General features: G+C 42.0%; 5 protein-coding genes. 4 read left to right on the forward strand and 1 reads right to left on the reverse strand.

The window, feature by feature from the left end; all coding sequences use genetic code 11:
• Nucleotides 1–84 precede the first annotated feature (84 nt).
• Entirely contained in the window at nt 85–3,021 is a 2,937-nt protein-coding gene (locus RMY32_RS11870; RefSeq protein WP_409882798.1) for an NHLP bacteriocin export ABC transporter permease/ATPase subunit, read from the forward strand.
• Between the two features lie 204 nt (nt 3,022–3,225).
• The gene (locus RMY32_RS11875; protein ID WP_322714763.1) at nt 3,226–4,779 is read left to right on the forward strand and encodes a GTP-binding protein; all 1,554 of its coding nucleotides are present in this window, start codon (nt 3,226–3,228) and stop codon (nt 4,777–4,779) included.
• Nucleotides 4,780–4,858: 79 nt separating this feature from the next.
• Here the strand turns inward: RMY32_RS11875 and RMY32_RS11880 are convergent, their stop codons facing one another.
• Nucleotides 4,859–5,242: a GFA family protein gene (locus tag RMY32_RS11880; protein WP_322714764.1), complete on the reverse strand. Its 384-nt coding sequence runs from the start codon at nt 5,240–5,242 to the stop codon at nt 4,859–4,861.
• Between the two features lie 486 nt (nt 5,243–5,728).
• Between RMY32_RS11880 and RMY32_RS11885 the strand changes: the two genes are divergently transcribed.
• Nucleotides 5,729–6,223 carry a quercetin 2,3-dioxygenase gene (locus tag RMY32_RS11885; RefSeq protein WP_322714765.1) on the forward strand — a complete coding sequence of 165 codons (495 nt, stop codon included), beginning with the start codon at nt 5,729–5,731 and terminating at the stop codon, nt 6,221–6,223.
• A gap of 371 nt (nt 6,224–6,594) precedes the next feature.
• Entirely contained in the window at nt 6,595–8,271 is a 1,677-nt protein-coding gene (locus tag RMY32_RS11890; RefSeq protein WP_322714766.1) for an alpha/beta hydrolase, read from the forward strand.
• Nucleotides 8,272–8,769 lie beyond the last annotated feature (498 nt).

An 8,769-nucleotide genomic window follows, 5' to 3' on the forward strand; every position in this document is an offset into this window, starting at 1 on the left:
GGGGAGCAGGGGAGCAGAGGAGCAGGGGGAGCAGGGGAGGCAGGGAAAGAAAATACTTCCTTGTCCCCCTTGTCTCCCTCATCCCTGTTATCCTTTGCAAACCTCAAAGGACAACACTATCGTTTTCAATGCAATGAATCGCTACTGCTAGATGACCCGGAAACAATTTGGCTAGTGAAATCTGGTTACTTGGCGCTATTTGCGATCGCAGTTAATGATGGCATTCCCGAAGGCACTCGTCGCTATTTATTTAGTAGCACAGCTGGACAAGCGATGTTTGCGATCGCACCAAGTTTAGAGGGCAAGCAGCAAGAGGTTTTAGCAGTGTCACTTGAGGAGACAGAAATTTTCAAAGTATCCAGAGCAGACTTTAACCAGTTGTTTGCTGACGCTAATAAAGAAGTAGTAACTCTGATAGAACGCTGGATTTATCAATTAGGTTCGGTACTTGCTGGAATCGCTACGCCAACGATACCAACATCGCTGCCAAAAACCCGCCAGTTCTACTTAGTCGAAGACCAAATCTTCCAGCCGCATCAAATATCGTGGGTGCAAATTCTCCAAGGGGATGCTAGATGGATGGGGTTTGAGGAACTGCCGTTAACTTCTGCCTCTGGAATGTTGCCTTTGGCTGAAAATATGTGGTTACAAGCAAATAACATTGTGGAGTTGAAAAGTGTTAACACCGTTCAAATCGCAGATATCAATTTTTTGTTAGGTGGTTTGTCCCAACTACAAACTTACTTTCTCCACTGCATTAACCTGCTGCAACGGCAGGAGATGGATGCAGAATTACTGAGATTTCAAGCTAGAGAACGTCTTGAGAGCCAAGTGATGCAAGAGACGTTAGCAGAATTAGCATCCGTATTGCCACAGCCAAAATCAGACGGGCTAGATAATAGTTTCGGATTCAGTAGTAATCTTGATGCAACTGACCCAAACCAAGCCTTACTAATTGCTGCTGGTGCTGTGGGACGAGCATTGGGAATTAAGATTCATCCGCCAGCTGCCTCAGAAGATTCTAATCGAATCCAAGATCCTGTAGAAGCGATCGCTCGTGCTTCGTGTATCCGCTTACGACGGATTCAGTTACGGGACAGTTGGTGGCAAAAGGATTGCGGGCCGATGTTAGCATTTACACTTGCAGATAAACGGCCAGTGGCACTATTACCAGTGTCCGACACACATTACAAACTCTACCTTCCTGGAGAACGAACGCCTATCTCTGTCGATGCTCACATAGCAGCAGTTTTAGCTAAGATTGCCTACGCATTTTATCGACCTTTACCTGATAAAAAGCTGAAAACTTTTGATTTACTTCAGTTTGCCCTCCAAGGACATTACAAAGAAGTAATTATAGTTGTAGTAATGGGAATAAGCGTTAGCCTATTAGGAATGCTGACACCTCAAGCTACAGCTATCCTGATCGACAAAGCTATCCCAGATGCTAATCGAGGCTTGTTGAGCCAAATTGCTGTTGCTTTGGTGGCTGCTGCCTTTGGCGGAACGCTGTTTCAACTAGCACTTGGGTTTGCCACCATTAGGCTGGAAACTTTTGCCGATTCCTCCACCCAAGCCGCAGTATGGGATCGATTGTTAAACTTGAAGGTTTCCTTTTTTCGCTCTTTCTCAGTTGGTGACTTGGATTCTAGAGTCACGGCTATTACTCAAATCCGCCAGCGACTCGGTAACACAGTCTTAAAAACAATCTTCTCCAGTTTGTTTTCCTTATTGAATCTGGGATTGTTATTTTACTACAATGTTTCCTTAGCTCTCATAGCTTGTGCAGTGGCACTGGTAAATATTGCCGTTACTATCATCTCTGGTAGTCTTATTGTCCGTAAAGTTCGCCCATTACTAGAGCTACAAGGACAAATTTTTGGCGTAATGGTGCAGTTAATTAATGGAGTTGCCAAACTCCGAATCGCCAAAGCTGAAACCCGCGCCTTCGCCTACTGGGGTAAACAGTATACGCATCAACTAAAATTAATGCTGAGTACCCAAGGCATTGAAGATAGCCTCGCAGTAATCAATCAAGTATTACCTGTGTTAACCACTGCTGCCCTGTTCTGGTTTGCTACTAGCTTAATTGGGCAATCCCAAACTCCTGGAGGAGGTGGTTTATCCACTGGCACTTTCTTAGCATTCAACGTTGCTTTTGGTACGTTTATTAACGGAGCCACTAGCTTAAGCAGCACAGTTGTGGAAGTTTTGCAAGTTTTACCCTTGTGGCAACGGGCCCAACCAATTTTGCAAGCTGAACCAGAAATTAGTTGCGCTCAGGCAGATCCGGGTAGGCTATCGGGCAAATTAGTTGTAGATCGGGTAACTTTTCGCTATCGCGACGATGGCCCCTTGACGTTAGATGATGTCAACATTCGTGCTGAACCAGGAGAATTTATTGCCATTGTTGGGCCTTCTGGCAGCGGGAAATCAACTTTATTGAGGTTACTGTTGGGGTTTGAATTACCCAAATCTGGCACAATTTACTACGACGGGCAAGACTTAACTTCTGTGGATGTCCATGCTGTACGCCGTCAATTGGGTGTGGTACTGCAAAATAGTCGGTTGATGTCAGCTTCTATTTTCGAGAATATTGCCAGTGGTGCCTTGGTGACGATGGACGAAGCTTGGTCAGCAGCCCAGATGGCAGGTTTAGCAGATGATGTTGCAGCAATGCCGATGCAGATGCATACAATCGTCAGTGAGGGAGGTAGTAATCTTTCTGGTGGACAACGACAACGGCTGTTGATTGCTAGGGCGTTAGTGTTGAAACCCCGGATTTTGCTATTCGATGAGGCGACTAGCGCTTTAGATAACAGAACCCAGGCAATTGTCAGTGAAAGTTTACAACAGCTGAAGGTAACTAGAGTTGCGATCGCTCATCGCCTCAGTACTATTCAAAATGCCGACCGAATTTACGTACTTGCAAATGGCAAAGTAGTGCAGCAGGGTAGTTTTGTTGAACTAGCAAATCAATCAGGGCTATTTGCACAACTGATGATGCAACAGTTGCTTTAATATCATGTCCGGCTGATTAGCTATGATTCTTGCACTTGTGCAAAAACCTGAAAACTCTTTCTCCCCCCAGCAAGAACTGCGCTCTCAATGATAAGTCTTTAACCGGACACGAATATAAGGAAGTCCCCTACTCTGGTAAAAAATGCTGAAACTATTAAGATTAGAAGCATCTGCCTACTGAATACTTACTAAATCTTCCCAGCCATGCCTCTGTCACGCCTAGTAACGCTGATTGTCGGTCTGATCGTCATTTTGGGGCTAGCCCTATGGCTAATTGATTCCCTGTCACGCCTCTATTGGCAATTATCTTATTCGCCGTTGCTAGGCAATTTACTGTTGTTGTTGCTGATTATCCTGATTGGAGCCTTGGTTGCCGCTTTTGTTTATTATGTATTGGTGATTCAATCTGGGGAAAAGCGATCGCGTCGCAACCCAAAGCGAGCGACTGCGGCCCAAATTCCGGCTGGCAAATCTGATGCAGCTTCTACAACTCTCCAGGCTGTGCGGCAACAGGTAGCGCAAATTCAAGATGAAGTCACACGTCAAGCTTTATTAAGTCGATCGCGAGAGATTGAAGCCAACCTCGCACGGGGTGAAATTCAAGTAGTGGTATTTGGTACGGGGAGTGCTGGTAAAACTTCTCTAGTTAATGCGATTATGGGACGCATGGTCGGTCAAGTAGATGCACCGATGGGTACAACTCAGGTTGGAGAAACCTATTGTCTGCGGTTGAAGGGATTAGAACGCAAGATTTTAATTACAGATACGCCGGGAATTTTAGAAGCAGGGGTGGCAGGAACGGAACGGGAACAGATGGCGCGAGAACTGGCGACAGAAGCAGATTTACTGTTGTTTGTGGTAGATAATGACTTACGACGCTCAGAATATGAGCCGTTGCGGGGGTTGGCAGAAATTGGCAAGCGATCGCTCCTAATTCTCAACAAAACTGATTTATATACAGATGAAGATAAAGAATCCATCCTTGCGAGATTGCGTCAACGGGTACGGGGATTTATTGCTACTAATGATGTGGTAGCGATCGCTGCCAATCCCCAACCTGCACAACTAGAAACTGGCGAAACCTTCCAACCGGAACCGGATATTGTGCCTTTGCTGCGGCGCACGGCTGCTGTTTTACGAGCTGAGGGTGAAGATTTGGTGGCGGATAATATTCTTTTGCAATCTCTGCGATTGGGAGATGAAGCGCGAAAACTCATTGATGGGCAGCGTCGCCGTCAAGCTGACAAAATCGTAGAACGGTTTCAATGGATTGGCGCTGGTGTGGTATCAGTCACGCCAATACCAGTTGTAGATTTATTAGCCACAGCCGCAGTTAATGCTCAAATGGTTGTGGAAATTGGCAGAGTGTATGGCTGTGAATTGAATATGGAACGGGGACGAGAATTAGCTCTTTCTTTAGCGAAAACCATCGCCAGTTTGGGCATTGTTAAAGGAGCAATTCAATTATTATCTACAGCCTTGCAACTCAATGTTGCTACCTTTCTGGTTGGTAGGGCAATTCAAGGCGTGACAGCAGCTTATTTAACGCGAATTGCTGGTAAAAGTTTTATTGAATATTTTCGTCACGATCAAGATTGGGGTGATGGGGGAATGACGGAAGTTGTGCAGAAACAGTTTCAAATTAATCGCCGAGATGAATTTATTAAAGCTTTTATTCAAGAAGCGATCGCACGGGTAGTGAAGCCATTACAAGATAAATCTGAGTTGGTTGAACATGATGAAGAAGTCAATAGTTAAATATTAATCTTAGCGATACCTGCGCTAGGCGTAGCGATCGCACCAAGGGCCAGTCGTAAATCCGTTCCAAAACGGTTCGTCATCGTGCAGGTTTCGACGCTTGCTTGGCGTATTCTTCTATCAAGAGAGCATAGTCTTCGTAATTGGGCAGAGTCTCGAAGCTATGAACCGCAGTGGTCATCGCCCATAGCAGCTTTTCCCTCGTCCAAGTTTCGATGAAAGGCGTGAACCATGATGCATCGTCCAGCATCGTTGCACGAAGGTTGACGAACTCATTTATTCTTTCCGGGCGAGTAAACATCCAACTCATGCAGTGCGGACAGAAGTAATGGCGGGTCGCGCCGTGTAAACCGCCAATGGTCGGCTGACCTTTCAGTACTGAGAACCCAACGCTTGGGATCGCGGCGCTTAAAGAAAAAGCGCTGGCGGTCATTCGCTGACAACCCGTGCAGTGGCAAGCCATCGTTAGCAGAGGTGGGGCACTCACCTGAAACCGTATCTGTCCGCAACGGCATCCACCTTCCCAGGGCAAATTCCAGTCATTCACGATCTGCCGCCTCCGTTATCTATTTATGTTCCATTCATAACTAACAATAATATTTTATCGATTATGTGCAAATACAAAAAAGGGAAGAGAAAGCAATATGCAATCGAATAGTGTTATCGCAAATCTTGACCAAAATTGGGGAGTATTTTGCAGCAAATAGACGGGGGATTTTTTGATACTCGTTAGGCAACCATAGGCAGAAAACAACTAATTCTTTAGATAGAAGCCTCCGGTAAATATCAGTTTTAGCATGAAATAATTATCTTAATTACTTTTCCAAAAAAATAGTGAGTAGCGCATTGGAGCTTAATTACTGGGCTTTTGAATCATAGCTAGGCTGTGTTTTAGTGATTTGTGCAAGCATGGCAATCTGTTTGTCATGAAACTCAGGAGATAATGAAAATGACAATTAATCATGGGATCTTATCGCAACTAGGTGATGGTGATAGTTATTCAGTAGCAGGCGATGTAGCCACCTTTAAAGCTACGAGCGAACAAACAGATGGCAAGTATGCACTGTTTGAAGTAGTACTTGCACCCCAACTAGGCCCGCCGCCACATATTCATAGTCGAGAAGACGAAGCATTCTACATTCTTGAAGGTTCGATTGAGTTTTATCTTGATGAACAAACAGTTCTAGCAACTCCCGGAACATTCTTGCATTCTCCTATAGGTCAACTCCATAGTTTTAAAAATATTGGTTCTGCACCAGCTAAAATGCTGATTTGGGCTACTCCAGGTGGAATAGAAAAGTTTTTTACACAAGTCGGAACTAAAGTAGAGAATTCATCAGTTCCACCGTTACCTATAACTCAAGAAGTAATTGACAGGATATTAGCAACTGCTCCCAAATATGGAATTACAATTGTCCTTCCTGAAACGGAGAATTCTCCATAAAATTGGAATTTTAATCCAAAAAACTTTTCAGTTTTAAGGATTATTTGCTTATAAATCACTGATATAAGTACTGAATGAACTCAGTATCTATGCAGGCTGACCCGATATAGGACTAGTATTTGATTTCTGAAAAGATACGTAGTAGTGTGTCAAGACTAAAATGTTGCAATAAATTTTCTTGTGGAGCGGGCATCTAGCCCGCCAATTAGGACGGGCTATAAGCCCATCTCACAAGAGTTTGCTAATGCACAAATTTAGCCTTGCCACGCCACTACGATACTTAATTTTGTTCAAAAATCATATATTATTCCTATATTACCAAAAAGCGATTGCGATATACTGAATATAAATTGTCAAAGGAAATAGACCTAATGACTTATCCTGATAATCAGAGTCTGCCAGACAATCAACCGTATAAAATTTACGAATTTAAAAAAACTAATCAAGAAAAAATACCTGGTTATTTAGTAGTTAGTACTGCGAAACTGAACGTTGAGACAGAAGAAGACAATTCTCATAGGTATTTCTCATCAATTGCTAATAAAAAGTTTTTTAATCTCAATGATGGAAAAGCTGAACCTTCAACCCAACAGATGATTGAGAAAATTTCTCAAAGTTTGCAATTAAGCCCCGATCCAGAAATAATTATCAATATTCATGGATATAGTTCTACACCATCGGATACAGAGACGGGGTGCAAAAAGATTTATGAATATGTTAATACGCATATTGAACAATCAAATAAGTATATTTTTATCGGATACAGATGGCCATCAGAAAATCCTCTAAAAACGGATGAGTCTGGTTCCTTTAAACAAAAACTAATCAACGCACTTTCTTCTCTACCAACTTTACTAGCTATTAATTTAGCTTTGGGACTAACAATTAGTATATTGTCTACCATAGCTTTATTATTTCTAAATATTTTGAGTAATAGTGCTGTCCACTTTTTCACAGCGTTGTTAATTTTATCTGGGATTGTATCTTCAATTATTTTTACACTAATTATTCTCAGAATATCTACTTATTTTCGTGATATTTACAGAGCAAGTAATTATGGAACTACAGATTTAGTGGAATTGATCAGACAGTTGGATTACACAGCAAAACTTCTCCCAAATAAGCGGATTAAATTATCTTTTATTAGTCATAGTATGGGGTGTTTTGTAGTTACAGATGTAATTCGGATTCTCTCTGATGTTTTTGATGTTAAATCTATTAATAAAAAACCGAATTCGGATATTGGTAATGTATTTCGATTAGGCAGACTTGTATTAGTTGCACCTGATATTCCTGTAGAAAGTATCTTGCCAGGACGTGCTAATTTTCTTCGTTCTTCTTTACGTCGTTGTGAAGAAGCTTATATATTTTGTAATGAAGGAGACCTAGCGTTACGATTTACCTCTACTGCCGCAAATTATTTTAGTTTCCCAGCGCGAACTCGTATTAGTGGGTACAGGCTTGGTAATATAACAGTTAAACATTTCAACAATAAAAATGATTCAGTGGGTCACACACCCAAATATGGAGTTGTTAATTTACACGAACAAGACTATGGCAAAGGTTACAGACTTGATAATCCTTATAAATATTTAGAAATTCGTTCTTCTAGTAGCGAACATAGAAAACTTGAAGAGATAACTGAAATGTTAGAAGAGTTGGTACAACCCGCAGATTTATTTACATATTTTGACTGTACAGATTATAAAGATGATCGGATGAAGCAGATCGGAATAGTCAGTTCTGCCATTCAAAAGCCAGCGATAAATTTTGGAAATTATATTTTCCTCACCTTAGCATTTATTCGGAAGTCTTTTAACAATAGAGATCCTCAAGGTGTTGATACTCACACGGGCTATTTTGAAGGTGTTTTTAGTCAGAAAGCTATTTATGAATTAGCTTTTTTAGGATTTCAAGGATTTTTGCGATCTTTATCAATTGAAGGAGGCGAGTCCGACCAAATTAGTATTTTTTCTCAAAAATGCCACGAAAAGCAAATTCAAGTGATTCTTGCGCCGCAAATATATCAACAAAAGACTCAAGATTAGACAAGAGATTCCTAAGTCAAGGGGAAAGGGTAAGTAGGTCGTGGGATAAGGCTGTTCTTGCTGGGAGTAGGGGGCAGGGAGCAGCTTTCAAGGGTAGGTATTTAAAAATTAGGCAGTAGAGAGGGTGATTTGAAAGACATTCATTTGTGGAGTCAAGGTTGGCCAAGGTTCAGGGAAAAAACTACCATTCGGTAATGAAAGATGTTTGAGAACAGCAGCCTACCAGAATTTATACCAATTTGAAAAAAGAATGCGACAAATAGACCACTTGTAGAGACGCGATGAATCGCGTCTCTACCCAAGGATGTGTTGCTACTGCCTTGATTGCCGTTTGCAATTGAGTTTAATACAGACCTTCTTATACCAATTTAATGTGAAGTTACACATATCTAGATCCCCCTAAATCCCCCGATAAATTGGGGGACTTTGATATGTTTTTCTGGTTCCCCCCTTTATAAGGAGGGCTAGGGGGGATCGAATTCTATGCAGCTTTATAAA

The organism is Nostoc sp. ChiSLP03a (genome assembly GCF_034531215.2).
Classification (GTDB): domain Bacteria; phylum Cyanobacteriota; class Cyanobacteriia; order Cyanobacteriales; family Nostocaceae; genus Nostoc.